16 protein-coding genes and 2 other RNA genes are annotated in these 24,359 nt (G+C 59.7%); 5 read left to right on the top strand and 13 right to left on the bottom strand.

Annotated elements, in window-relative coordinates; genetic code table 11:
- The first annotated feature begins 146 nt into the window (after positions 1–146).
- Together DEM27_RS20365 and DEM27_RS20360 are read left to right on the top strand one after the other, a co-directional pair.
- A complete protein-coding gene (locus DEM27_RS20365) occupies positions 147–1,571 on the top strand; it encodes an amidase (protein WP_109460089.1) in 1,425 nt (474 codons plus the stop codon).
- 408 nt (positions 1,572–1,979) lie between these two features.
- Positions 1,980–3,278 carry a DUF2778 domain-containing protein gene (locus tag DEM27_RS20360; protein ID WP_165823509.1) on the top strand — a complete coding sequence of 433 codons (1,299 nt, stop codon included), beginning with the start codon at positions 1,980–1,982 and terminating at the stop codon, positions 3,276–3,278.
- 34 nt (positions 3,279–3,312) lie between these two features.
- On the opposite strand, the gene DEM27_RS20355 is transcribed toward DEM27_RS20360, so the two are convergent.
- Positions 3,313–5,802: an ATP-dependent helicase gene (locus tag DEM27_RS20355; protein WP_109460087.1), complete on the bottom strand. Its 2,490-nt coding sequence runs from the start codon at positions 5,800–5,802 to the stop codon at positions 3,313–3,315.
- A 212-nt stretch (positions 5,803–6,014) separates the two neighbouring features.
- Complete coding sequence (gene add / locus DEM27_RS20350; protein ID WP_165823508.1) at positions 6,015–7,046, bottom strand: adenosine deaminase; 1,032 nt, start codon at positions 7,044–7,046, stop codon at positions 6,015–6,017.
- 238 nt (positions 7,047–7,284) lie between these two features.
- On the opposite strand from add, the gene DEM27_RS20345 reads away from it, so the two are divergent.
- From DEM27_RS20345 to DEM27_RS20335, 3 genes are all read left to right on the top strand, one after another.
- The gene (locus DEM27_RS20345; protein ID WP_109460085.1) at positions 7,285–7,950 is read left to right on the top strand and encodes a YiaD family glycine zipper/OmpA-like lipoprotein; all 666 of its coding nucleotides are present in this window, start codon (positions 7,285–7,287) and stop codon (positions 7,948–7,950) included.
- A gap of 47 nt (positions 7,951–7,997) precedes the next feature.
- A complete protein-coding gene (locus tag DEM27_RS20340) occupies positions 7,998–9,410 on the top strand; it encodes an FAD-binding oxidoreductase (protein WP_109460084.1) in 1,413 nt (470 codons plus the stop codon).
- 176 nt (positions 9,411–9,586) lie between these two features.
- On the top strand, positions 9,587–13,405 hold the full coding sequence (locus DEM27_RS20335) for an AsmA family protein (protein WP_109460083.1): 3,819 nt from the start codon (positions 9,587–9,589) through the stop codon (positions 13,403–13,405).
- Positions 13,406–13,504: 99 nt separating this feature from the next.
- On the opposite strand, the gene DEM27_RS20330 is transcribed toward DEM27_RS20335, so the two are convergent.
- From DEM27_RS20330 to DEM27_RS20280, 11 genes are all read right to left on the bottom strand, one after another.
- On the bottom strand, positions 13,505–13,717 hold the full coding sequence (locus DEM27_RS20330; RefSeq protein ID WP_109460191.1) for a ribbon-helix-helix domain-containing protein: 213 nt from the start codon (positions 13,715–13,717) through the stop codon (positions 13,505–13,507).
- 129 nt (positions 13,718–13,846) lie between these two features.
- A complete protein-coding gene (locus DEM27_RS20325) occupies positions 13,847–14,041 on the bottom strand; it encodes a DUF4169 family protein (RefSeq protein WP_109460082.1) in 195 nt (64 codons plus the stop codon).
- Between the two features lie 52 nt (positions 14,042–14,093).
- Positions 14,094–14,603: an SspB family protein gene (locus DEM27_RS20320; protein ID WP_109460081.1), complete on the bottom strand. Its 510-nt coding sequence runs from the start codon at positions 14,601–14,603 to the stop codon at positions 14,094–14,096.
- Positions 14,604–14,724: 121 nt separating this feature from the next.
- Positions 14,725–15,058, bottom strand: a transfer-messenger RNA (tmRNA) gene (gene ssrA, locus DEM27_RS20315).
- Between the two features lie 33 nt (positions 15,059–15,091).
- Positions 15,092–15,452: a transfer-messenger RNA gene (gene ssrA / locus DEM27_RS20310) on the bottom strand.
- The gene (locus tag DEM27_RS34080) at positions 15,452–15,982 is read right to left on the bottom strand and encodes a hypothetical protein (RefSeq protein WP_165823507.1); all 531 of its coding nucleotides are present in this window, start codon (positions 15,980–15,982) and stop codon (positions 15,452–15,454) included. Before DEM27_RS34080 ends, ssrA (DEM27_RS20310) begins: the two co-directional genes overlap by 1 nt.
- Positions 15,979–17,817, bottom strand: a complete 1,839-nt coding sequence (locus DEM27_RS20300) for a hypothetical protein (RefSeq protein ID WP_109460079.1) — start codon at positions 17,815–17,817, stop codon at positions 15,979–15,981. Before DEM27_RS20300 ends, DEM27_RS34080 begins: the two co-directional genes overlap by 4 nt.
- Positions 17,814–19,781, bottom strand: a complete 1,968-nt coding sequence (locus tag DEM27_RS20295; protein ID WP_128755539.1) for a hypothetical protein — start codon at positions 19,779–19,781, stop codon at positions 17,814–17,816. The genes DEM27_RS20300 and DEM27_RS20295 overlap by 4 nt, the downstream gene beginning before the upstream one ends.
- Positions 19,765–21,153: a site-specific integrase gene (locus DEM27_RS20290; protein WP_165823506.1), complete on the bottom strand. Its 1,389-nt coding sequence runs from the start codon at positions 21,151–21,153 to the stop codon at positions 19,765–19,767. The genes DEM27_RS20295 and DEM27_RS20290 overlap by 17 nt, the downstream gene beginning before the upstream one ends.
- 1,520 nt (positions 21,154–22,673) lie before the next feature.
- Positions 22,674–23,132, bottom strand: a complete 459-nt coding sequence (locus DEM27_RS20285; RefSeq protein WP_128755538.1) for a hypothetical protein — start codon at positions 23,130–23,132, stop codon at positions 22,674–22,676.
- A complete protein-coding gene (locus tag DEM27_RS20280; protein ID WP_109460075.1) occupies positions 23,110–24,258 on the bottom strand; it encodes an aminotransferase class V-fold PLP-dependent enzyme in 1,149 nt (382 codons plus the stop codon). Before DEM27_RS20280 ends, DEM27_RS20285 begins: the two co-directional genes overlap by 23 nt.
- Positions 24,259–24,359 lie beyond the last annotated feature (101 nt).

The following is a 24,359-nucleotide window of genomic DNA, read 5'->3' as shown; positions in this document are numbered from 1 at the left end:
GTTTTCCTTCCGGCGGGACGACGGCTGCACGATGCCAAGATCGCGTCGCAAGATCAAGAACGTCGGCGGCGCAAAATTCCGCAGGCAAGCGCCGCTATTCCTGCTAGACCTCTACCATCGATATCCGACGAGCCAACGAAGCCATCATGACCGACATCACCTCGCTTTCCGCCCTCGACCTTTCCGCCGCCATCCACGACCGCAAGTTTTCCTGCCGCGAGGTCATGGCCGCCTGTCTCGACCGCATCGCCGCGATCAATCCGAAGGTGAACGCGATCGTCAGCCTGCGGGACAGGGATGCGCTGCTCGGCGAGGCGGCCACGGCCGATGCCGAACTGGAAGCCGGCCGTTCGCGTGGCTGGATGCACGGCATGCCGCACGCGGTGAAGGACCTGTCCGAGGCCAAGGGGCTGCCCTGCGTCTTCGGCTCGCCGATCTACCGCGATTTCGTGCCGGATTTCGACGATATCCAGGTCGAGCGCATCCGTGCGGCCGGGGCGATTATCATCGGCAAGACCAACACGCCGGAAATGGGACTGGGCTCCCATACCTACAATTCCGTCTTCGGGCCGACGCGCAATCCCTACGACCCGACGAAAAGCGCCGGAGGTTCGAGCGGCGGGGCTGCTGCCGCACTGGCCTTGCGGCTGGTGCCGGTGGCCGATGGCAGCGACATGATGGGGTCGCTGCGCAATCCGGCCGGCTTCAACAATGTCGTCGGCTTCCGCCCGAGTGTCGGGCGCGTGCCGGCGCTCGGCAACGAGCTGTTCCTCGGCCAGCTTGCCGTCAACGGGCCGATGGGCCGGACGGTGCGGGATGTCGCGGCGCTGCTTGCCGTGCAGGCCGGTTATGACGAACGCGATCCGTTGTCGCTGCCGTCGGAGGATTTTTCGATCGATCCGCTGCCAGATCTTTCCGGCGCCCGCATCGGATGGCTCGGCGACTACAAGGGTTACCTGCCGTTCGAGGACGGCGTGCTGGAGCTCTGCCGCCAGTCGCTGACCGTCTTTTCCGACATGGGATGCCATGTCGAAGACGTGACGCAAACCTTCGAAATGGGCCGACTCTGGGAAAGCTGGCTGGTCCTGCGTCACTTCCTTGTCGCCGGCGGACAGAAGGCCGATTATGCCGATCCGGAAAAACGCGCTTTCATGAAGCCGGAAATGATCTGGGAAATCGAGAACGGCCAGCGGCTTTCCGCCGCCGAGGTTCACGCCGCCTCCGGTGCGCGCAGCGACTGGTATCGTTACCTCTGCGATCTTTTTGCGGCCTATGATTTCCTGATCCTGCCATCGGCGCAGGTTTTCCCCTTCGATGTCACGCTCGATTGGCCGAAGGCGATTTCCGGGCGGATGATGGACACCTACCATCGCTGGATGGAGGTGGTGATCGGGCCGACCATGGCCGGGCTTCCTGTCGCCGCCATGCCCGCCGGTTTCGGCGGAAACGGGTTGCCGGCGGGCATCCAGATCATCGGGCGGCCGAGAGCGGACCGTGCGGTGCTGCAGGCGGCCGCAGCTTACGAAGCGCGGACGGCCTGGCTCGGCCGATTGCCGATTCTCGACGTGTAGTTGTATCTGCCGGTGATGCGAAGCGGCAAAATGTGATTTTTTGCGGGATTTTTGCCGGCAAGCATATTCCGTGCCGTTTTCATGACGCATTTACTGGATACGCAGCCGCATCGCCTGAAAGTACATCCGAATCTGAAGCTTGCACCTGCCCGGCATGCGTCGTGGTGGCAATGCTGTCTGTCGTCCTTCGGTATGGAGATGTCGCGCCGAGCGTGTACCAGGCCAGGACTTCCGGCGAATTGCCCACTCCGTTTAAAGGATTTGGTTACCATAGTTTGTCATTCTTCCCCCGAGTCGACGCGGCAGAAGAGCGCAAAGCGCATTGCCGGTCGCCAGTGTACCGGCCCCGGCGCGCAGCCCCACAAGGCGAGAGCCGGATCGAGTAATGCGTATTGGGTAACGAGTATCATGGCGTCCAGCGTCGAACAGTTCGGTCGATCCGAAACTTCATCAGTCGCAATTCGCCGGCGGAAACATGGCCGCCGGCTTCTGGGCGGGGTTATCACCGCCTGTGCCGGCATCGCCGCCGTTTCCTGGATGATGGCGACACTTGCCACGGTGCAGACCATGGCGACATCCCATGCTCCCGGTTCCGGAAATCGTCTGGAAGCGTCGCTGGCGTTGAACCCGATCATCCGGGCCATACCGGCAGAGCGCCGGGTTCAACCGAGCAAATTCTCGCGCATGCAACTGCCCCTGTCGGAAAAGATCGCCCAGAGCGGTCTCACCGCCGATGCCATCCGCTCGTCGCGGGAAAAGATGGCGGTGCTGGCGCGGCTCGATGTTTCGGGCGTGGAGAATAGCCGGGGCAACAAGCTGACGGCGGACGCCATCCGCTCGTCGCACACCCGCATGACGGCGGTGGCATCGATCAAGCCGGTGAAGCAACTTGTCGATACGACGCCGGTCGTGGCGGTGGCCGCGATCACCGGCTCGAAGATGGACAAGGGTTTTGCGGCCAGCGCCACGGCTGTCGTGCAGCCGATCCTGGCGACCGCGCTGGTCGAACCGACGGCGGTTCAGGGGGATATCCTGCCAAAGCCGTTCAACCTGGTTCTCGCAGATCCCGCGGCCACCATGACGGATCTGCCGGATTCGATTCCGCTGCCGGTGTCCCGTCCGGAAATCCAGGCGGAAGTCGAGATCCAGAAGCCTGAGAAGGACAAGGAAGACGGCAAGCGTCCGGGCAAGCGCGAGCTTGCCTATGCAAGACCGGATGCCTCCATGGATGACGACGACGATGCGGTCATCCCGCGCCGCAAGGGCAAGGTCGCCTACTACGATATCTCGGCAGGCGTGGTCTACATGCCGAACGGCGAGAAGCTGGAGGCGCATTCGGGCATCGGCGCCATGCGCGACAATCCGAAGTTCACGCATGTGAAAATGCGCGGGCCGACACCGGCCGGCACCTACCGCCTGTCGATGCGGGAAAGCCTGTTCCACGGGGTTGCCGCCATCCGCCTGACGCCGACCAACGGCATCGCGCCGCTCGGCCGTACCGGCCTGCTGGCCCACAGCTACCTCCTGAAGCGCCGCGGCGATTCGCATGGCTGCGTCGCCTTCGCCAACTATCCGAAATTTTTGAAGGCCTTCCAGCGCGGCGAAGTGGATACGATGGTCATCGTGCCGAAGATGGCCGGCTGGCGCTCGTTCACGGCTTCCGCCGACGACGGCAAGGCTGGCGAAAAGCGGCGCGCGCTGCGATAGTCGCAGCCCTCCGACAAGAGACAGTCGGGCGGGCTCAGGCCCGCTCGACAAATCCTTCCAGGACACGCTTCTGGCCGGCGCGGTCGAAATCGATGGTCAGCTTGTTGCCTTCGATCGCCGAAACATTGCCGTTGCCGAACTTGATGTGGAAGACCCGGTCGCCGACCGTGAATTTCGACGGCGTATCGCTGGTCGATTTCGCAACCAGTTCCCCCTCGATCGTGCGGCTTTTCGGGCCGCTTTCCCCATAACCGATCCGCTCCACCGCATGGCCGGAGCGCGTGCCCCAATTGTTGCGCGTCGCGTCGGTCTTGTTGGCCTGGGCGCGTTTCCAGCCGGGCGTCGAATAGGTGTTGGAGAAGGAATCGGCCTTGTCGAAGCGCGACTGGCCGTAACCGCCGCGGCCGCCATACCCGCCATAGGAACTGTCCGAGGCGGAGACATCGACATGCGCCGGCGGCAGTTCGTCGAGGAAGCGCGAGGGCAGGGTGGATTGCCAGAGACCGTGGATGCGGCGGTTGGAGACGAACCAGATGTGGCAGCGCCGCTTGGCGCGCGTCAGGCCGACATAAGCGAGGCGGCGTTCTTCCTCCAACCCCGAGCGGCCGCCCTCGTCGAGGGCGCGCTGGTGCGGGAACAGGCCTTCCTCCCAGCCGGGCAGGAAGACGGTATCGAACTCCAGGCCCTTGGCGGAGTGCAGCGTCATGATCGAGACGGCGTCGAGGTTTTCGTTCTGCTCGGCGTCCATGACCAGCGAGACATGCTCGAGGAAACCGCGCATGCTTTCGAAGGCCTCCATGGAACGGATCAGTTCCTTGAGGTTTTCCAGGCGTCCCGGCGCTTCCGCCGACTTGTCGTTCTGCCACATGGCGGTGTAGCCGCTCTCGTCGAGGATCTGCTCGGCGAGTTCGGTATGCGGCGTGTTTTCGAGAAGGCTCTGCCAGCGGCGGAAATCGGTGACGACGTCGAACAGCGCCTTGCGCGCCTTCGGCTTCAGTTCGTCCGTATCCATCAGCTCGGCGGCGGCGGCGAGCATCGGCGTGTCGCGGCCGCGGGCGTAGTCGTGAAGGGCGCGCACTGTCGTGTCGCCGAGGCCGCGCTTCGGGGTGTTGATGATGCGTTCCAGCGCCAGGTCGTCGGCCGGCTGGCAGACGAGGCGGAAATAGGCCATGGCGTCGCGGATTTCGAGGCGCTCGTAGAAGCGCGGGCCGCCGATGACGCGGTAATTCAGGCCGAGCGTGACGAAACGGTCTTCGAACTCGCGCATCTGGAAGGAGGCGCGCACCAGGATCGCCATGTCGTTGAGATTGTGCTTCTTGCCGTCGGCATCGCCGCGCTGCAGCCGCTCGATCTCCTCGCCGACGGCGCGGGCCTCCTCTTCCGAATCCCAGGCGGCATGGACGACGACCTTTTCGTCGTCGTCGTTGGCGCGTTCGGTGAACAGCGTCTTGCCGAGACGGCCCTCGTTGTGGGCAATCAGGTGGCCGGCGGCGCCGAGGATATGTTCGGTCGAGCGATAGTTGCGCTCCAGCTTGATGATGACGGCGCCTGGGAAATCCTTGTCGAAGCGCAGGATATTGTCCACTTCGGCGCCGCGCCAGCCGTAGATCGACTGGTCGTCGTCGCCGACGCAGCAGACATTCTGCGGCACGCCCTTCGGCCGCTGGGCGAGCAGCCGCAGCCACATATATTGCGCCGTGTTGGTGTCCTGGTATTCGTCGACGAGGATGTAGCGGAAGCGGGCGTGATAATCCTTCAGAATATCGGGATGGTTGCGGAAGATGCTGATCGGGTGCATCAGCAGGTCGCCGAAATCGCAGGCATTCAGCGTCTTCAGGCGGGCCTGGTAGGCGTGGTAAAGCTCGCGGCCCTTGCCGTTGGCGAAAGCCCGCGCATCGCCTTCCGGAATGTCGGCCGGGCCGAGGCCCTTGTTCTTCCAGGTATCGATCATGCCGGCGAACTGGCGGGCGGGCCATCTCTTGTCGTCGAGGCCTTCGGCCTGGATCAACTGCTTGATCAACCGGACGACGTCGTCGGTATCGAGGATGGTGAAATCGGACCGCAGGCCGACGAGTTCGGCATGGCGGCGCAGCAGCTTGACGCCGATCGAGTGGAACGTGCCGAGCCACGGCATGCCCTCGACCATCTCGCCGACGAGCACGCCGATGCGTTCCTTCATTTCACGCGCCGCCTTGTTGGTGAAGGTGACGGCGAGGATCTGCGAGGGATAGGCGCTGCCGGTGGCGAGGATGTGGGCGATACGGGTGGTCAATACCCGCGTCTTGCCGGTGCCGGCGCCGGCGAGCACCAGAACGGGTCCGTCCACTGTCTCGACGGCCTTGCGTTGCTCCGGGTTGAGGCCGTTCAGATAGGCGGCCGGCGGACGATTGCCGTCGCGGGCGGCCATGGCACGCGCCGCAATGCCGCCCGCCGGCTGCGGAGCCTGGACGGGTTGCTGTGGCCGGCGCGGAGCCTCGTCTGGCTCTTCGTCGAAGAAGGGAATATCGTCAAAACCGTTGCTCATGCGGCGTAATGTAGTGATTCGGGATTGAAAGGCCAGAACCCATGTTCTGGTTTCATTCCGATTCGCCGGTGCCTTCGGTGATTCTCACATCAAATCAAGCCGCTCTGCCTTTCCGCGACGGCAACAAGGATCGCTCCGCCCGGCAGAGGGGCCAAACGGACAGGTTTCGCCGTGCGCCGCCCTCTCATTCCATCTGCGATAGCGCTGCTGCCTCAGGCGAGCTCGGCGATCAGCGTGTCGATCTCTGCTGCCCAGGACGCGGTCCAGTCCTTCTTCGTCTCCTCGTCGAGCCAGGATCCCTCGATAGCGGTGAGGATCGACGTGCGGATGTCTGCCGGCGAGAAGCCGAGTGGCCCTGCCGCTTTTTCATATTCGCCGCCCAGATCGGTGAAGAACATCGGCGGGTCGTCGCTGTTGATCATCACCTTCAAGTCGAAATCCTTCATGCGCCGGATCGCGTGGTCGGGCGCAGACAGGTCGTGCCACGGCGAGGTGACGGCGCTGGTCGAGGGGCAGACGGTGAAAAGAATGCCTTCGTCGCGGCAGCGTTTCATCAGGTCCTCGTCATCGACGACGTGGTAGCCGTGGTCGATGCGCCGGACACCGAGAGAATCGATCGAGCTGCGGACGAAATCGGCGGGGCCGGTTTCGCCGGCATGGGCGGTGACATTGAGGCCGGCCTCGCGGGCACGGGCGAAGAGCGGGCCGTAGGGCTCCGGCGGGAAGGGCGCTTCGTTGAAATCGAGCCCGATGCCGATCAGCTTTTGGTCGCCGCGGACGAGAATCATGTCCAGAAGCTCTTCGCCGGCGGCGGGGCCGAGTTCGCGGTTCACGCCCGGTGCAGCGCGGCTGACGATGCCGAAATCGCGCTCCGCGTCGGCCATGCCGGCGGTGATGCCGTCCATCTGCGTATCGAAGGAGATGCCGTTTGGAAAATGCACCTGCGGCGAGAAGAAGAATTCGACGTAGCGGGCGTTGCTGCCGGCGCAGCTTTGCAGCATTTCATAGGTGATGCGGCGGTAGTCGTCGGCGGAGACGACGCTGTCGGAGACCGCCGTGTAGATCGCCAGGAATTCCTCCAGCGTCTCGTAGCGATAGAGGTCCTTGACCTCCTGGAAGGGCGGAAGCTTTACGCCGTTCTTGACCGAGAGTGCCAGCGCCGTTTCCGGCCGGATACTGCCTTCCAGGTGAAGATGAAGCTCGATTTTTGGCACGCGGGCGAGAAATTCGCTCATGCTGGTCATTGTCGCAGTTCCCTTTGTTTCTTTTGCCTTTAAATTAGGCATTGTTCTATCGTGATTAAAAAATTTCCACGCACGCTGTCCGATGTCAAGCCGGAGCTGGCGGCAGTAATGTTCGGGTAAAAAATGTGGTTTTGCGATCACACCGGGCGAGGGTTGCGCGTGCGATGGTCGCTACCCATGAAATTGCCGTGATTCGTGATATGACGAAGGTTCAAGCCTGAAGAGGGAGCCTGATTCCATGATGAAGAAAATTGCCGTCGCCGGCCTTGCCGCCGTCTACCTGTCCGGCTGCACCACCACCGATCCCTATACCGGTGATCAGAAGGTGTCGAACACCGCGGGCGGCGCGATGATCGGTGCCGGCCTCGGTGCGCTGGGCGGTCTCGCCGTCGGCCATTCGGCGGTTTCGCGGCGCAATGCGGCCCTGATCGGTGCCGGCATCGGCGCCCTGGCCGGCGGCGCCATCGGCAACTACATGGACAACCAGGAAGCGGAACTGCGCGCCCAGCTGCAAGGCACCGGCATTTCGGTGACCCGCGCCGGCGACCGCATCATCCTGAACATGCCGTCGAACATCACCTTTGCGACCGACCAGGATTCGATCAGCCCGGCCTTTTTCCAGACGCTGAATTCCGTTGCCATCGTGCTGCGCAAGTTCAACCAGACCCTCGTCGACGTCAACGGCCACACGGATTCCACCGGCAGCCTGGCGCATAACGAGGATCTGTCGCAGCGCCGCGCCATCTCCGTCGCCAGCTATCTCGGAAGCCAGGGCATCGACCAGCGCCGCATGTCGGCCATGGGTTTCGGCCCGAGCCAGCCTGTCGCCTCGAACGGCACCGAAGCGGGCAGGGCGCAGAACCGCCGTGTCGAGATCATGATCGCACCGATCAAGGCGGGCTGATCGAGACGGCACAAGCGTAACATGACGATGAGTGGGGAAGAGTAATCATGGCATTGTCGGATCTCCGCGCGGGCGAGCGGAACGAAGCCGGTATCGCCAGTGTTCTGGGCATTTTGCAGCAGGCGTTCGGCGAGCGTTTTCAGACGGGCGAGACGCTGCGATATCAGCATGCGCACACCACAACCTACATTCCGGCGCAGCTGCCGGATGGGGTCGTCTTTGCCGAAAGTGCCGATGACGTGAAGACGGTGGTGCGCGCCTGCGCCGACCACCGGGTGCCTGTCATTCCGTTCGGCACCGGCTCCTCCCTCGAAGGCCAGGTGAATGCGCCGTCCGGCGGAATATCGATTGATTTCAGCCGGATGAACCGCATTATCGAGGTCAATCCGGAAGATCTGGACTGCACGGTCGAGCCCGGCGTCACACGCGAGCAGCTGAACGTCTACCTGCGTGACACCGGCCTGTTCTTCCCGATCGATCCCGGCGCCAACGCCTCGATCGGCGGCATGACCTCGACGCGGGCGTCCGGCACCAACGCGGTGCGCTACGGCACGATGAAGGACAATGTGCTGGCGGTGACCGCCGTCGTTGCCAATGGCGAGGAGGTCCGCACCGCCCGGCGCGCCCGCAAGTCGTCGGCAGGCTATGACATGACGCGGCTTTTCGTCGGCGCGGAAGGCACGCTCGGCGTGCTGACTTCGGTGACGCTCAAGCTGCAGGGCATTCCGGCCATCATCGCCGGCGGCGTCTGCGGCTTTCCGTCGCTCCGGGATGCCTCCAATGCGGTGATCATGACGATCCAGCTCGGCATTCCCGTCGCCCGCATCGAACTCGTCAACACCCTGCAGATCAAGGCCTGCAACGCCTATTCCGGGCTGACACTGGCCGAGCGGCCGACGCTGTTCGTCGAGTTCCACGGCAATGAGGAAAGTGTGGCGCTGCAATCGCAGCAGTTCGCCGAAATCGTTGCCGAATGCGGGGGTGGTGCGTTTGAATGGACGGCCGATCCGCTGGCTCGCGCCAAGCTGTGGAAAGCCCGCCACGACGTCTATTTCGCCGCCAAGAACCTGAAGCCGGGTGCGGCGGTGATTGCGACCGACGTCTGCGTGCCGATCTCACGGCTTGCCGATTGTGTCGCCGAGACCGAAGAGGATATCGACGCCCACGGGCTGATCGCGCCGATCGTCGGCCATGCCGGCGACGGCAATTTCCACGTCAGCCTGGTGCTCGACGACAAGGACCCCGCCGACGTGAAGAAAGCGGAAGAATTCGTCGCGCGGCTTAATGCGCGGGCACTTGCCATGGACGGCACCTGCACCGGCGAACATGGCATCGGCCAGGGCAAGATACCCTATCTGGAACAGGAGCTTGGCGGCACGGTCGAGCTGATGCGGCAGATCAAGCGCTCGCTCGATCCGGACAACATCTTCAACCCCGGAAAGATCTTCTATCTCGGCTGAAAAGCTGCATTTTTCGCGATGGCGGCTTGCTCCTGTCGGGAATGCGGTTAGTGTTCCTGCCGAGGGCTTTTGGAGTGATCCGGCAGGATGCTCTAACATTTTGAATATGCGCATGAACTTGTCAGAGCCTGCTCCGTTGGACGTGGGGCCTTCATGCGCAACGGAGAGACGATGCGGTGCTAGGACGGATTCTGGTGTTCCTCGGCGGCGTGCTGGTGGTGCTGCTGTTTGCAGCGCTTCTCGCACCGCTCTTTGTCGACTGGACCGACTTCCGCAAGGATTTTGAGCAGCAGGCCAGCCGCATCATCGGCAAGAAGGTGGTCGTTCACGGCGCCGTCGATGCCCGTATCCTTCCCTTTCCGTCGGTGACCCTGCATGACGTGCGTGTCGGCCAGGAAGAGGACGGCACGCCGCTGGTCAAGGTCGAGCGTTTCTCCATGGACGCCGAGCTTGCCCCCTTTCTCAGCGGCGAGGCGCTGATCTTCGACATGCGTATCGAGGAGCCGGTCGCCCGCATTCGCCTGTTGCAGGATGGCACGCTCGACTGGATGCGCGGCAGCCAGGCCGATATCCCGGCGCGGTCCGTCGTGCTCGAAAACGTCCACATCACCGGCGGGCAGATCGATTTCATCGACGAGCAGTCCGGCCGCACGCGGCGTATCTCCGATCTCAACGCGGAAATGTCGGCGAAATCGCTGGCCGGGCCGTGGCGCGTGGAAGGAAGTGCAGCGCTGGACGGCGAAAAGGGCGCCTTTTCGCTGACGAGCACGCAGCCCGACGAGATCAGAAATGCGATGCGGCTGAAGACCCGCATCGTGCCGAACGGCCGCGAGCTCAGCGTCGATCTTGATGGCGAGTTGAAGATCGTCGACAGCAAGCCGAGTTATCAGGGCACCTTTACCGCCGCTTCGCTGGAAAAGACCGACAACAAGCAGGCCGCGCCGGCCCCCCGCCTGTCGGGGCAGTTCGAGCTGACCAATGAGCGCATGCGCGTGCCCGAATACCGCCTGGAGATCGGCGACACGCAGGATCCATACGTCGTCACCGGCGAGGCGACGCTCGATACCGGCAAGCAGCCGGAATTCCTGCTGACGGCCGATGGCCAGCAGATCGACGTCAACCGGATCGGCAATCGCGGCACTGAAGGCAAGACCGGGCGGGATGCCGCCATTTCGGCGCACCAGCGTCTGAATACGCTGATCGGCATCCTTGCCGATATCCCCGTGCCGCAGGTGCCGGGGCGGGCCAGCCTGAAACTCCCCGCCATCGTCGTCGGCGATACCACCATCCGCGACGTGCGCCTCGACGTGCGTCCTGATGGCGGCGGCTGGGCGATCGACAACGCCGTGGCGATCTTCCCGGGACGCACCCAGGTGGAGGCCAAGGGCAATCTCGTGCTGCGCGGCGAGCCGTCCTTCACCGGCGACATGCTGGTGGCCTCGACGCAGCCTTCCGGCCTGTCGAGCTGGCTGTCCGGCAATGTCGATCCGGTCATCCGCCAGTTGAAGACGGCGGGCTTTTCCGCCTCCGTCAGCCTGACGCCCGAACTGCAGCGCTTCGAGCGGCTGGAGTTCGTGGTCGGCCAGGAGGTGATGCGCGGCCGTATCGAGCGGCAGGCAGCCGCCGGCGAACGGCCGAGCCTGTCGATGGATCTCAACGGCAATGCCATCGATCTCGACGTGTTGCGGGCGCTGGCCGGCATCTTCGCCGGCAAGGATGCCGACAGCGGTTTCCTGGAGCATCGCATCGCTGCACAGATGAAGGCGTCGAAATTCATCGCCTTTGGCGTCGAAGCCGAAAATGTCGATACGGTGTTTACCGTCGACGACGGCGCGTTGTCGCTGGAGCGGCTGACGATCGGCAACCTGTCCGGCGCGGCGCTGACCGCGATCGGACGCGCCGAAGGAGCGCTGACGGACTATTCCGGCACCGGCCGCATGACATTCCAGGCCTTCGATCCCGGTCCGTTCCTGGCAATGCTGCAGGCGCATCTGCCGCACCATCCCGTCATCGACCGGCTGGTGCGCAACGCCGCCTGGTTTGCCAATGCCGACCTGAAGCTGACACTGGCGATCGGCGGCGAGCAGGGGCAGGGTCTCTCCGTCAAGCTCGCCGGCACCACCAACGGCAGCCGCGTCAACCTCGATTTCAAGCTGCAGGACCTGCTCAGCATTTCCGACGGGGTCAACCTGGAGGCGACGCTCGAAAATCCGGTGACGTCGATCCTGTTCGGGCAGGCGGGTTTCGATCCGCTGCCGCTGGAAGCCGACAGCAACGGCGTGGTGGCGCTGAAGATCGCCAGCTCCGGCGGCACGACCGCGGATGCGACGGTGGCCTATACGACGAAACAGACCTCGTTCAACGCCTCGGGCAATATCGACCTGGCCGCGGAGCGGTTCCTCTCGGGTCAGATGAAGATGACGCTGGAGAGCGGCGATATCGAGCCCTACCTGATCATGAACGGCATCGGCCTGCCGCAGATCGGCTCTGGCCTGCCGATCAAGGCGACATCGGATCTCTCGGTGGACCCGGCGCAGATGACCTTCTCCAACGCCAAGATCGAGGGCGGCGGCAACATGCTGTCCGGCGGCATCACCTTCGACCGGCAGCAGGCCGTATTGACGGCTTCCGGCGACGTCAAGGTGACGACGGCCGATCTCGGCTGGATGGCGGAGGCGATCTACGGTCCGCTGCTCGACCCCGTCACCGGCGATTTTTCCTCGGCGCCGCTGCCGAAGCTGCTGGGCGGGCTCAATGCCAATGTGAAGCTGCGCGCCAGCAGTTTCTGGCCGGGTGTTTTCGGTCCGGTTCGTGATTTTACCAGCAACCTGAATTTCAAGGGCGACCAGCTGGTGCTGGACGACATCGACGGTGCATGGAGCGGCGGCAAGCTGTCCGGCCGGGTGCTGATGGGCAATTCCGAAGGCGCCGGTTTCCTGCAGACCCGTTTCGACGTCGAGGACGGCGATACCGCCGCCATCGCCTGGACGCACGGCGGGACATCCGTTGCCAACGGCCGCTTCGGCCTGACGATGACGGCCGAGGCGACCGGGCGGTCGGTGGCGGAGATCGTCCATGGCGCCAGCGGTTCCGGCGAACTCAATCTCGCCGATACGACGGTGCAGGGCCTCAATCTCGGCCTGCTGCAGCCGCTGATGGCGGCTGCCGACGGCATGCAGGGCGAACTCGGTGCCGATCGCATCCTGCCGGTGGTCAAGAGCCTGGTTGCCGGCGAAACGGCATCGCTGGGTGCCGTGAGCGTTCCGTTCAACCTGACATCCGGTATGCTGCGAGTGCAAAACATCACCGCGGCCAACGAATTCGCCCGGCTGACCGCCGATGCGACGATCGATATTGCCGCCCACACGCTGGAAGCGGCGATGAACATCGCCTTCACGCCGCCCGTCGATGCGCCGACCGGAACCGAGCCCGGCATCCACCTGCAGTTTTCCGGGCCGCTGGCGGCGCCGGAGCAGGCGATCGACGTCACCGACGTCACCAATTTCCTGTCGATGCGCGCTTTCGAGCGTGAGCGGCGGCGGGTCGAGCGGCTGCAATCCAACGTCCTCGAAAAACAGCGCCTGCGGCGCGAGGTGGCGCTCTACAAGTTCCGTGCCGACGAACGGCGCGCGGCGCGCGAGCGGGCTGCCGAAGAGGAACGCATCCGCAGCGGCGAGGAGCTTCGTCTGAGAAAGCTGGCAATCGAAAGAGAGGCGCAGCGCAAGGCCGAAGCGGATGCAAAGGCTGCGGCCGAAAGGGCGGAGCGCGAAAAGGCCGAGGCGGAGCTGCGCGCGGCGGCGGAAAAGGCAGCACAGGAAAAGGCGGCAGCCGAAGCGCGTGCGGCAGCGGAAAAAGCCGCCAGAGACGAAGCGGCACGCGAGGTCCAACGCCGCTCCATGCCCGTCGGCCAGGAAGAAAAGGTCATTCGCGGCGGCGAGCTTGTCGCGCCGGACGGGTTGAATTTCGATGCCTTGCCAGGGATGCAGCAACAGTAGGCAGGCGTGCTGCGTCCTCACCTTCGGCCGTTTTGGAGAAGCCCGCCGGGTTCGTAACCATTCGCTCTGCGGCAGCGTTTGAAGAAACGCGAAACCGCTCTATCGCGCCTGCCTGACCCAATCCAGCACGAAGACACGCAGGGCGGAAGAGAGGTTGCTGTCGGGGCTGCGACCGTCGTCGATCTCGCGGAGCAGGGCCGCCAGCGGCATGTTTTTCTGCGTGGCGATGGCGTTCAATTCGTCCCAGAACGCGTCTTCGAGCGAGAAGCTGGTGCGGTGGCCATGCAGTGTGGCGGAGTGTTTTCTGATCATCCTGGCCTGAGAAAGCGATTCAAGCAGCTGCGAAGCTGATTCCGGTTCGATGTTCAACACATTGAAATCACGTATCGATCCGAACGCGGGCATTCGGGAAAAACCTGTTGGGGTCGGGAGAAGGGCGCCTTATTCCGCGTCCGGCTCGCGCTCCAGCCGGCCCTGCTCGAGGGCTTTTTCGGCCTTGTCGTTCAGGGCCCGGGTCAGCGTCTTTTCCGCCTTGGTGCGGCCGAAGGAAATGCGGTTCTGCTCTGCCTGCGCCTCGCGGTCGCGGCGGTCCTTCTGCTTGCGGAACTGGCGCAGATTGACGAGATCTCCGCTCATGCATGTCTCCCGAAACGGCACCGGGCGCTTTTGGGCGCCCGGCGTTGAATTTTTACTGCTTCTTGCGGAAGGAATCGAGCGACACGACCGAGGCCGGCTTCTTGTCGTCGCCGCCGGCGGGCTTGGCTTCCGTCTCCGGTTTTTCGCTGGCGACCGGATAGGCGGTGATTTCGGCGCCGCCGAGATCTTCCTCTTCTGCCGCCAGCGGCACGTCGAATTCCAGCTCGAAATTCACCGACGGATCGTAGAAGCCGCGGATGGCGTTGAACGGGATGACCAGCTTTTCCGGCGTGTCGGAGAAGGAAAGGCCGATCTCGAAGCCGACGTCGGACACCTTGAGATCCCAGAACTGGTGCTGGACGACGATGGTCATCTGCTCGGCATATTTCGACTTGAGGTGCTGCGAGATGCGCACGCCCGGCGCTCCGGTCAGAAAGGTGATGAAGAAATGATGGTCGCCCGGCAGGCGGCCGGTGGCAGCGACTTCGGTCAAAACCTTGCGAATCACGCCGCGGAGCGCGTCCTGCGCGAGAATGTCGTAACGGATGTGGTCCTGCCCCATCTTGTCCTGTCTTTCTGTACTTACCGTCGCAAATCAAGGCTATATGCCATGTTGGCGCGCCGTGGGAAACCCCCGAAGGGCCGAGTCAGACCATCATATATAATTTGAAGCGAATGGAGAAGGTGAAGGCTTCTGTTGCCTGGTGCCTTCGGACCCCGCCTTACGGTGCTAACCGCAAGGACTTAGGTCGGGTTTCCCGCACCGCCATTAGGCAGCGAGAGCATAACCCTTAGCGTTGTTGTCGTTTGCAACTACACTTGTGACCCGATAACGGCGGTATCATGCCGAGCAAAAGTTCGATCTTTACGCCCTTGTCGATCCTATTTCGCCCCCATCAAAAGCCGGTCCGAACAGACCGACCGGTTTTTGGTGGAGGCGCCGGGTACCGAACCTTATAAGGACATCTAACGAGTTAGTTGACGAGAAAAGAATAACTAAATCATTGATTTAAGCCCGCCGCGACGTGGACTAACTGTAGAGCGTGAGAAGGTGGAGGTTTCTGTTGCCAGGTACCTCCGAACCCCGCCTTAAAGTGCTACCTCAAAGGACTTAGAGCGGAATTCCCGCACCGCCATTAGGCAGCGAGAGCGTATTCCTTAGCGTTGTTGTCGTTTGCAACTACACTTTTTGACCCGATAACGGTGGTATCATGCCGAGCACAGCTTATGTCTTTCAATGCCAGTCGATCCCATTTCGCCCCCATCAACAGCAGTCGGCTTCGGCTGTTCTTGGTGGAGGCGGCGGCTTCGAAGCCGCGTCCTGTACATCTATTGCACATAAGGTTTAGCACCATAGCCTCATTGCGGAGGCACCCATGAGATAGTGTATTTTCACATGACTTTCAATGGCTATCGACGGTGAAGATGTACAACTGATACTCCCGCAGCCTCTTTCAGCTCTCGCACCATTCGAAGGGCCTGGAGGCGCTCTAAATGCCATTCATGTGTGCGAGTGAGCACGCGATCGAGGTAGTCGCGCAATCCATCTCGTTCCGCTTTCAGACGCTCGTACCGAGCCTGGAGCTGGACGAACGCCTTAGTAGGAAAACTTCCTGTCTTGATGTCCGGAAGATCAGCAAGTTGCATGCGCAGCGCCCGGTTCACGCGAGCCAGGAAGTCTAGGACATCGGGTTTCGTTGTTTCCTTGTGTTTCGAACCATTAAGAAAATTCCATCCTAGCCCGCACAGAATCATGAAGTCTCCCTGTTCGAGCTCGGCTTTATCGCCTAGCCTTTGCCAAAGTTGCCCGGTCTGAAGTTCTTCCTCGATCAATGTCATACCAGAGTGTATCTTCCGCAGCGCCTCTTCCGTCCGCGAGGAAGCTGCATTCCTGAGACCATCCAAGGCCTTCGTCTTGGGGTTGAAGCTCTGCGACGTCATCGGATTCCTTTCAGTGCCGGAACGGCAGTCACAATTCCCTCGAAATCTGGTCTCATGTCTGGCCACGCTGCCAATTGGCTCTCGATTTCGTTCAACCAGAATGCCCGCTGAAGTACAGATTGCTCGTCCAGGCCGCCTGAGCGCACCATCTCGAATTCCCAGCGCATCAGGTCCCGCCTGTTCTGTTGTTGCACCTGCGCAGGGCATGTGGGTTTGCATCCCCCAATATCAGGGATGACACTTCCGCATTCGCCCTTGGCTGTGGCCTGTTTCATGCAAAGTACTCCTCGCGCGACCGGGATCGGCAGGACGCCCTCTTGAAGCAGTTCCTCGACAAATGTTTCGATCGCCTCGGGCACAACGACGCCATCATGGCCTGCAAGGGATGCGACGCTCGCTTCAAGTCGGGCTCCGCCCTTTCCGCCGAGGCCTGGGCCTCCTGCAGCTACGGTCGTCTCGAGGAGTGTTCGTGTCCCATTTCGAAAGGCGTCGAGGCACTCTGCGTATATCTCTTCGCGGACGAAAGGATTTGAAAGGCCATATCCTGCAGTGGTTCCGCGATCCTCATGGTCCATCACGACTTGTGCTGCGGCCAGACCGTTCGTGACAGTCCGCGCGACGTTGGAGATTAAAGTTTTGCGACCAGTGTACTGTGTAACCCGAAATGGAAGATCCGCGACTTCGCAGAACCTCCGTAGAATCCAATTCCATCTGTTTGTGCTGTATTCCAGCTCCTCGGCGACCCCAGAAAAAAGCCTTGTTGTCCTTTGGCCCAACAAGGAGTGCATCTCCTCCAGTCCAGCCGCTGCCTTATAGATGAGTTCCGGAATGCGGAGGCGTCTCCGTAAACCACCAATTTTTTCAATGGATTTGGTAGTGACCGCATCCAAAGTAAAATAATCGAGCGAGAAAAATGAGTTCGGGCCGTGGCGCTGAACGAAACCCTTTTCTATCGATAGGAGTTCGGAGGGGCGGGGGCCTACCGAGTCGCCGATTAATAGCCCGACTGCAGCCTGGTATAAATGTATCAAGATGTCCGGATACGCGTAGTCCGTGTCCGCTGCTTTCGGAAAGACCTTTGAAAGCCATTCCCTTGCAGAAAAAATTGCTGTCGGTGTTGCGAGGCAATCTTCCGTCCAGGAAATGAATTCATCTTGATGATCGGTGACCAGCAATAGCCTAGTTAAGAGGAGCGCCCGCTCATCATCATTGAGTGGTTGCTTGCCTCTTGGTCGAGATACGTCCACGTTGGGAATTACGATATCGATCTCAAAGTCGTAGTTTTGGACGCCGTCAGTTACATACCCCCTTCGGCTCAGTTCAACTATATTGTCCAGCCACGCCGTCTGCTGAATATTTGCAATTCCCACACCGGCAAGTTCAATGATGCTCTGGACATTGGCGGGAGTAATTTCGGAGAGACTACTGCATCCAACTTCGGCTGCCGCGTTGACTAATTTTCGGACTAGCTTGAACGTATTGGACACCGTTGACGGCTTTCGAGCGTCGGAAAAGATGTGTATTATGTGTAGGAGGGAATATGTGATCTCTTTCAGTTGCTGAATCAAAAACGATCCTTGATCCAGACGTCTTGTACGTCCGTTTGATAAAAATACCCTCCCTAGAAAATTCAGTTTGGCCTTAGGATGTGACCCCGCTGGAAACCAGGAAATTGGAAGGAGCCATTGGTTCTGGACAAACACAGATAAGGGCGTGACCTGCATCATCGGCGCGTATGGCGGACGCAACGCATTTTGAGATCGCGACAACGCGAGCCAGAGGCTTGCCTCGGTTTCTTCGAGAAGAGAATAGTTCTCGATCGCGGCATCTATCATCGGTTGCCCCCTTCTTCTGTCGCGAGTTTATTCTTTTCAGCCAACACGTCCTCTCGGGGATATTTATCAAGAATCCTCTCCAGCCTCTGGAGCCGGTGCTGAAGCGAGTTGTCAAACGCTGCCGCGATACCGACATTCGATAATTGCTGCACGATGGAACTCCATATCCTGACCAAGAAAGGGAGGGCGTCGGGTAAAAAGCGGGCCAGAGGACAGCCGTCAATGCAGTCCTGACTACGACAGAGTTGGCCGGGGGGCGTGCCCTTGTTAAAGGGTTCCGGGGGCGAGTTGGGGCCACCGCATCGGTTGCCATAGCGACTTCGGTTGTCGGGATTCAGAATGTTTGTAATCTGCCAGTCATCAAGCCCCGAGCTTCTCAGTGCTGCTCTGAGGTTCGCGATGGAGTAGGAGGATGATCGGACCAGTGCGACAGACTTTTCGAAGATCGCTATAAATAGCTCCTCGCTTCTCCGGAAGAACTCCCGACGACGCGCGTACGCGGCGGCTGTCTCACGGCTAGAATGGCGCGCTAACAGATGAAGTATGAGTAGGTTATTTCCCGATACTCGAAATCCAAACTGCAGGCCCGCATCACGGAGCTGTTTCACTCCAGCGGTCAAGCCATACCTTTTTAACACCTCAACAAGGGGGCGAGGTGTCACTTGCTGCTCTCGCGTCACAAATTTAAGCGAGGTGACTTCCTGTTCGCTGCGATAGACAAACATATCGTCTTTAATAAAATGCAGCCTATCAAGCTCTCGTCTCTCTTGCTCTGAACGGTCCGCTTTCGCGGAAAGTTCATCAATCCTCCTTTTAATTTCATTCCTGAGAGGCTGTGTCATCTCCTGAAGAAAGGTGAGAATTTGGAAAGGATGTGACCACGGTCGCTTCAGGCTGGGAATACTGATCGTTGCAGGTGACTTGACATCAGCTTTTCCGACCTTCGTCCCGTCTCGGCGCTTGCGTCTGCCGCCTTGAGCGCCGCGGAGTTTTGGTAGGATGATCGACACCCATCGTTCTGGCTCCTCTTCGTGATAGAATGCACGCGCATAAGGCTTCCACCACATTGAAGACGCCTGCAGGTCGGCGACGGTCTGTAGGTTGACATTGGCTCTGATCAACAGGAGTGCGATGAACGGCGCAAGATCAGCTACGCTAGGGTGATAAAAACGGAAATGCGCAGCCAGGCCAGTCTGTTGGACTGCGCCGCGTACTGGGTCGATCACCACAGCACCAGATCGTTTTGCCATCGATCTGATAATGTTTCGGTGCCCGACTTCGATCAGATCTCTCTCAGTCCTCGCCTGCAGACCTAGCAACTCCCTGCAGACCCAAAGACGATTTTCGAGTTGATCCCAGGCGCCAAGTCTCGCTCCAGCCGCGCGACGCGGGTCGCGTCCCCTCGCATTCATTTCTTCTGCCTGGTGAAAACGCTCAATAATCACCCTTGCTTCCTGCTTTGCCCTGTTCAGAAAATTCCGGGCGCTCTGTGCGTCTAGCTCCTCCCGTGCATCGCCAACGGCTTCTCTGGTAGGATTAGGGGGTATAATGTCAGATGAAACGCCGATAGTTCGAAGCAGGCGCCAGCAAAAACGGATTTTAATGGCTGGTGATTTAAATCTATTTATACAATAAATGATGTAATCAACGCAGAATGAAACATTAATGTTTTTTGTTGAGGTGACCTTTATATTCATTTTTTGTTCATAGTATCTTATAAAGTCGCAAACTACACGTATTTTCTGCTTTTCTTTATTTAGGTTTTTTCCCTTCAGAAACTCGTCGTGAATTTCGCTGGCATTTAGGTAAATTAGAGAACAGTCCTTGAACTCTTCAAAATCAAGCGCACGTTCGCGTGCATTTTCGGTGTTGTATGGATGAGGCGCGATTGGCTTGGGAAAGGCCAGACACTCAGGTTGATTAGTTTTCAATCCGATACGCGGCCCTCTAGGCATGCTGTCCATCCAGGAAATCGTTCCACATGTCAAAATACATCGGTGTAAGCCACCAATCGATCAGTAGCTTGATGTATCCAGCAGTATCCTCGAAGTCGGCGTGCCCAAGGTGAAGCTGCAGAACCCGGGCTGGATTTTCGGCAATCTTTTCGATTTGCTCGTAAGTGAGTTGAGCCACAGTCAAACCTTCGCGGAATGCGTGGCCTTCAATCGCGTTCTTCAGGAAGAAGCAGGCGAAGAGGTGGCGTAAAACATGTGCCGTTATGCGAAATGGTGAACTCATGTCCTCGTTCGCCCTGCTAATCGCCTTGGCAAGTGCCCCCGCTGTCAGGGGACGACCATCTCGATTGAGGAACAGGTGCGCGCTAGCTTTCGAGGGTTTGATACCGTTTCGTTGTAGGATAACCCTCCGGGTGCCGTCGGCGTATCCCCACAGTGCCTGGGCGCAGCCGCGAGTCATGTGAGCCAGCCTGATCTTTTTTCCCTTGCCAATGATCCGCTGACTGATAAGGGCGTCGCTGGAAAACGCTGTCTTGCGGTCGGGGAGAACGCCGATCATGTGGTCATCGGTCAGGCTGTACTTCAGTAGTCTCGGTTCGTCCGTCCATGAATAATGCCGTACATCGCGTCGAATGTGGCTCAAGTCGCGCGCATGTACGATCCCTGGAAGAAGAGTGTTCTCTTCATGTTCTTCAATGCGTAGACCACGATCAAGGATATGAAGCACGGCCCTGCGCGGTGTCTCCGATGGAATGCGTTCAATCCAGTCAAGTAGGTGGTCCATCCCAGGCATGACTCCGTCGCCCGGTTTCGCGCGATTTCTGCGGAATTGCTTTTTCTTCGGGCTTGTTTCTTTTAGTGCCGCGCTGCGCGTGGCGTACGATTGGTTCGCCTTGTTTTTCGCAGTGCCGATGGCACGGAGAGGCGACGGTTCATCGAATTTCGCGATAAGGCCATATCGCTCCATCCAATACCAACACAGCAAGATCTCATTGAGTCGAGGCTGTATTGTCGATTCGGGATGCAGCGGCGAAGGGATTCCAGTTTCCCAATATCCTTGCGTCCAGTAGCCGCGGGCAAGAGCGTCCGAATAGAGCTCTGTGACGTGCCATAATTTCAGTTGGTGCCACCGAAGAACGCCACACGAGGGGTGCGCTTCGAGCGTTTCCCCCCACGTCAATACGTTGGCGATTGCGTAGACAATCGACTCAACGCTGTTGTGAGAGGGCTCGTCCGGTGCCGTACGGGGTTTCGTCAGATCCGAAGGGTCTATCCTCCCTCGGCAACGTTCGAAGAGGTACCAGTTTACGCCGTCGGGGTAGCCGCCGTCGGCCTCCATGATAAATGGGTGTCCAACCTTCAGGACACTCATCGGCTTCATGTGCACCTCCGTCGGCCAATGAACGAACGCCATCTGTTTCCCTTCACAGTCGCGCTCGTAGCGGGGTGTGATGTTTTGCCATCCGTCCGAGCATGCGCCACATTAGGTTTGGCTTATCGGAATTTCTCCGATGAGTGAAGCAAAAAAGCCGGTTATAAACAGATAGTTAGTGTCAACAATTAGAGAAGGACTCGAGGTCGAATCCTGCTGGCAGCATTGTTGTGGTGGCCGAAGTGCCAGGTTCAAGGATTGGATTCTTGATGCAACTGAGATGTTGCGTTCCGTTGTAATGGAAAAGGGTGAAGCGGAACGCGCACGCCCATAATCTTAAACGGTGCGCGGACCGCCGTTCCGGTTCGCACTCCTCACGTCTTTGCCGTCAGTCACGCTGAGCTCAGATTCTCAAGACGGAAGATTTGCGGACGCTGCGGCGCGAAGTTGTCTCCGACAGACAGCCGGCCGGATCGGCTCAGATTGGTTTCCATCGCGCGCGGTGCGTCTGCCGCATTGTCCCTGTCGATGATAGCATCTATCACTTCCTCGCTCAGGAGCTACGCGCGCTCCAAGGAGAGGGTATGCGGTAACTCACGCAGACCGCCCTCTCGCGTCCTTTTGCCCACAGCTCCTCTGCAACCCCGCACTTCCCGCGGACATGTTGTGTATCCGTCGGATTTCCGGATAGTGCGAGAGAATGTTGCGGAACTGCGGAACTCCGTTCTCGTGTTTTCCTTTTCGAATCTTTGAAACGTCGCAACGGTTCTGCATAGGAGTATTCGACCGTGCCCCGGCGCAATCGGTCGACTTTTGTTGGCGGCGAGGGAGGGGGAAGGCCTAGGCAGAAAAGATCGACCGTCATGCCATCTAGGATTCAGGTAGACCGGAGTCATCGCACGTTAGGAAGTTGGCCTAGCGACTAACCATTCCTTGGTCCAATCGATCCATCTAATGCTTCGGTCTAGCCTTCGCCACGAAGTCCTTAGCCCCATGGATTGCCCTAGCTCGGGACTAGACGCATTATGCTGTGGCTAAGCCATTTCAGACCTTACTGAAACTCGGTAACCCAAGCGAAACAGTTCTGCCTTAGGGATGCGCATACTCCGAAAAACTAGCAGGAACGATCATGGTTGATCCACAGACTCGGCTTGAAGAACTCAGCGTGTTAGTGATCGACGCAACTGACGTTGGAAACAGAATCGTGGAGGCGTTCGAGTCTTCTGGTGCGAAGGTCACTCTTCTCACGGATTAAGATGCGGAGTCTCTGGATCAGTGACGGATCCGGATATCGTTGTGCTCGATCCTGAAACGATGGGCGATCGTCGGCTGCGAGCACTCGCTTTCCGCCAGTGACCGAAGATACGTGCATTTCCATCATCTACGGCGACACCTTCGCAGAGAATCATTATGGGACCGACGACATGATCCATAAATCTCGGCAAATAGAGGATGTTGTTGATGCCGCGATCCGCTCGTTGCCCGACCTCTAACGCTCTTGCGAAATTGAGGGGCACGTCAGGCTTTGCTCATCGGTCTCTCTCTTCGAATCCGCTCGTGAGCAGGAAAGTATTCGACGTCGCCGATCTGCCGTCGCTGTCAATTGCTCGATAGAGGTCATCGGCGTTCGCGACACCGCTCTCTCGGTATTCGCCGTTCTCTTCTCTATAGGCTGCATGGAAACCGATCAGCGATGTATCGGAGATGTATCGCCGGACACCGGATACCCAGATCAGGCCCCAAACGGAGAAGCATTGCTTGTCGGCGGGCACCATCGTCGCGAAGCCCTCCATCCGGATCGTCGCGCCGATATGCAGGGCTTCCTTCACGAGGCCGCCGGGGCTCTGAAGAATGACAGATGCCCGGCTCAACGTAAGCGGTGTTTTCCTCGCACGTTGACCAGGTGCGGTGGGCCGCTCCGAAGCTACCGCTGTAGCATTGACGGCAATAAAGCGCCACAAGCGGTCATGCGGGTCCGTGCCGTTCACTCGACATCACCATCACGATGCGCTCGATCTCGTCTGATGTATTGTAATAGTGCGGTGATATCCGGATTGCATCATTGCGAATGCTGGCGAAGATGCCGTTGGCGGTCAGATTGGCATGGGTTTCAGAGGTCGGCGTTCCGGGCTTCCTGAGAAGGTTTATCCCCGAGCCGTTCCTGCCGTCAAAATCGTAGACCAGTTCGAGACCTTGCTCTCGTGCGCGTTCACGAAGCAGCCTGCTGAGCGACAAAATCCTCTCCTCGATCCGGTCAATGCCCAGTTCGTCGATCTGGGCAAGCCTTTCGGCCAACCCAAGGATGCCTGAACCATTGGCTGTCCCGGGCTCGAACCGCCGGGCATCCGGCAGGAAGTCGAGCTTGCGGTTGAAGGCGAACGGATCGTTGACACTCAGCCAACCGACAACCCTCGGGGTGATCGCACCCAGAGCGCGTTCGGAGAAACTGGCAAAACCGATCCCGCGCGGTCCCATCATCCACTTGTGAGCGCTGACGACAAGCACGTCGACACCTGCGGCTAAGACATCAAGCTTGATTGCCCCGGTGGATTGAGTGCCGTCCACAACAAGGAGAGCCCCGGAGGCGGCGCAGATTTCCCCAAGGGCTGCAACATCAACACGGAACCCGCTGTAGAATTGGACGTGGCTCACCGAGACGACACGGGTCCGGCTATCGATGACTTCGCGCACATCACTGACATCGATGCGTCCCGCCCTGGAGTCGACCTGCCGAACATCGACACCCATCTCGGCTAACTGCACCCAGCAAAGATAGTTTGACGGAAAATCCTCCGCGCAAACGACGATGTTGTCACCTGGACGCCAGCCCACGCCAAGGGCGACCAGCGAGAGCCCATGCGCAGTATTCTGGACATAAGCGATATTGTCGGGACGTGACCCGACAAGCTTTGCCGCAAGAGCACGTCCTTTGTCGAAGAACGGGAGTGATGCAGCGCGGTATTCCCGCAGCCTTTCCGATACGATCCTGTTGTAGTGCTCGCTGGCTAGCTGCACCTGTGTCGGTATGGGCGTTACCGAGGCATTATCGACGTATATCTTGTCGTGAATGTAAGGGATGTCGCTCCGCAACTGCGATATGAGTTCATCGTTCATTTAAGGTCCTGCCGCCCGCCAAATCGAGGACACTACGTTCCAAAATATTGGTAAGCAACCCACCTGCTGCGTCCGTGAAGTCTGCTTTGTGCCCAACAGCA

This window comes from Rhizobium album (genome assembly GCF_003122325.1).
GTDB classification, from domain to species: Bacteria; Pseudomonadota; Alphaproteobacteria; order Rhizobiales; family Rhizobiaceae; genus Metarhizobium; species Metarhizobium album.
The sequence above is the reverse complement of the archived record's forward strand: the minus strand, read 5'-3'. Positions and strand labels throughout refer to the sequence as shown.

Bases quoted from the DNA above. Each gene is read 5' to 3' on its own strand.
- DEM27_RS20345 (WP_109460085.1), top strand. From the start codon at position 7,285: ATGATGAAGAAAATTGCCGTCGCCGGCCTTGCCGCCGTCTACCTGTCC.
- DEM27_RS20295 (WP_128755539.1), bottom strand. From the start codon at position 19,781: ATGGACAGCATGCCTAGAGGGCCGCGTATCGGATTGAAAACTAATCAA.
- DEM27_RS20340 (WP_109460084.1), top strand. From the start codon at position 7,998: ATGGCATTGTCGGATCTCCGCGCGGGCGAGCGGAACGAAGCCGGTATC.
- DEM27_RS20355 (WP_109460087.1), bottom strand. From the start codon at position 5,802: ATGAGCAACGGTTTTGACGATATTCCCTTCTTCGACGAAGAGCCAGAC.
- DEM27_RS20360 (WP_165823509.1), top strand. From the start codon at position 1,980: ATGGCGTCCAGCGTCGAACAGTTCGGTCGATCCGAAACTTCATCAGTC.
- DEM27_RS34080 (WP_165823507.1), bottom strand. From the start codon at position 15,982: ATGACGTCGCAGAGCTTCAACCCCAAGACGAAGGCCTTGGATGGTCTC.
- DEM27_RS20300 (WP_109460079.1), bottom strand. From the start codon at position 17,817: ATGATAGATGCCGCGATCGAGAACTATTCTCTTCTCGAAGAAACCGAG.
- add (WP_165823508.1), bottom strand. From the start codon at position 7,046: ATGACCAGCATGAGCGAATTTCTCGCCCGCGTGCCAAAAATCGAGCTT.
- DEM27_RS20325 (WP_109460082.1), bottom strand. From the start codon at position 14,041: ATGAGCGGAGATCTCGTCAATCTGCGCCAGTTCCGCAAGCAGAAGGAC.
- DEM27_RS20365 (WP_109460089.1), top strand. From the start codon at position 147: ATGACCGACATCACCTCGCTTTCCGCCCTCGACCTTTCCGCCGCCATC.
- DEM27_RS20280 (WP_109460075.1), bottom strand. From the start codon at position 24,258: ATGAACGATGAACTCATATCGCAGTTGCGGAGCGACATCCCTTACATT.
- DEM27_RS20320 (WP_109460081.1), bottom strand. From the start codon at position 14,603: ATGGGGCAGGACCACATCCGTTACGACATTCTCGCGCAGGACGCGCTC.
- DEM27_RS20330 (WP_109460191.1), bottom strand. From the start codon at position 13,717: ATGATCAGAAAACACTCCGCCACACTGCATGGCCACCGCACCAGCTTC.
- DEM27_RS20290 (WP_165823506.1), bottom strand. From the start codon at position 21,153: ATGAAGCCGATGAGTGTCCTGAAGGTTGGACACCCATTTATCATGGAG.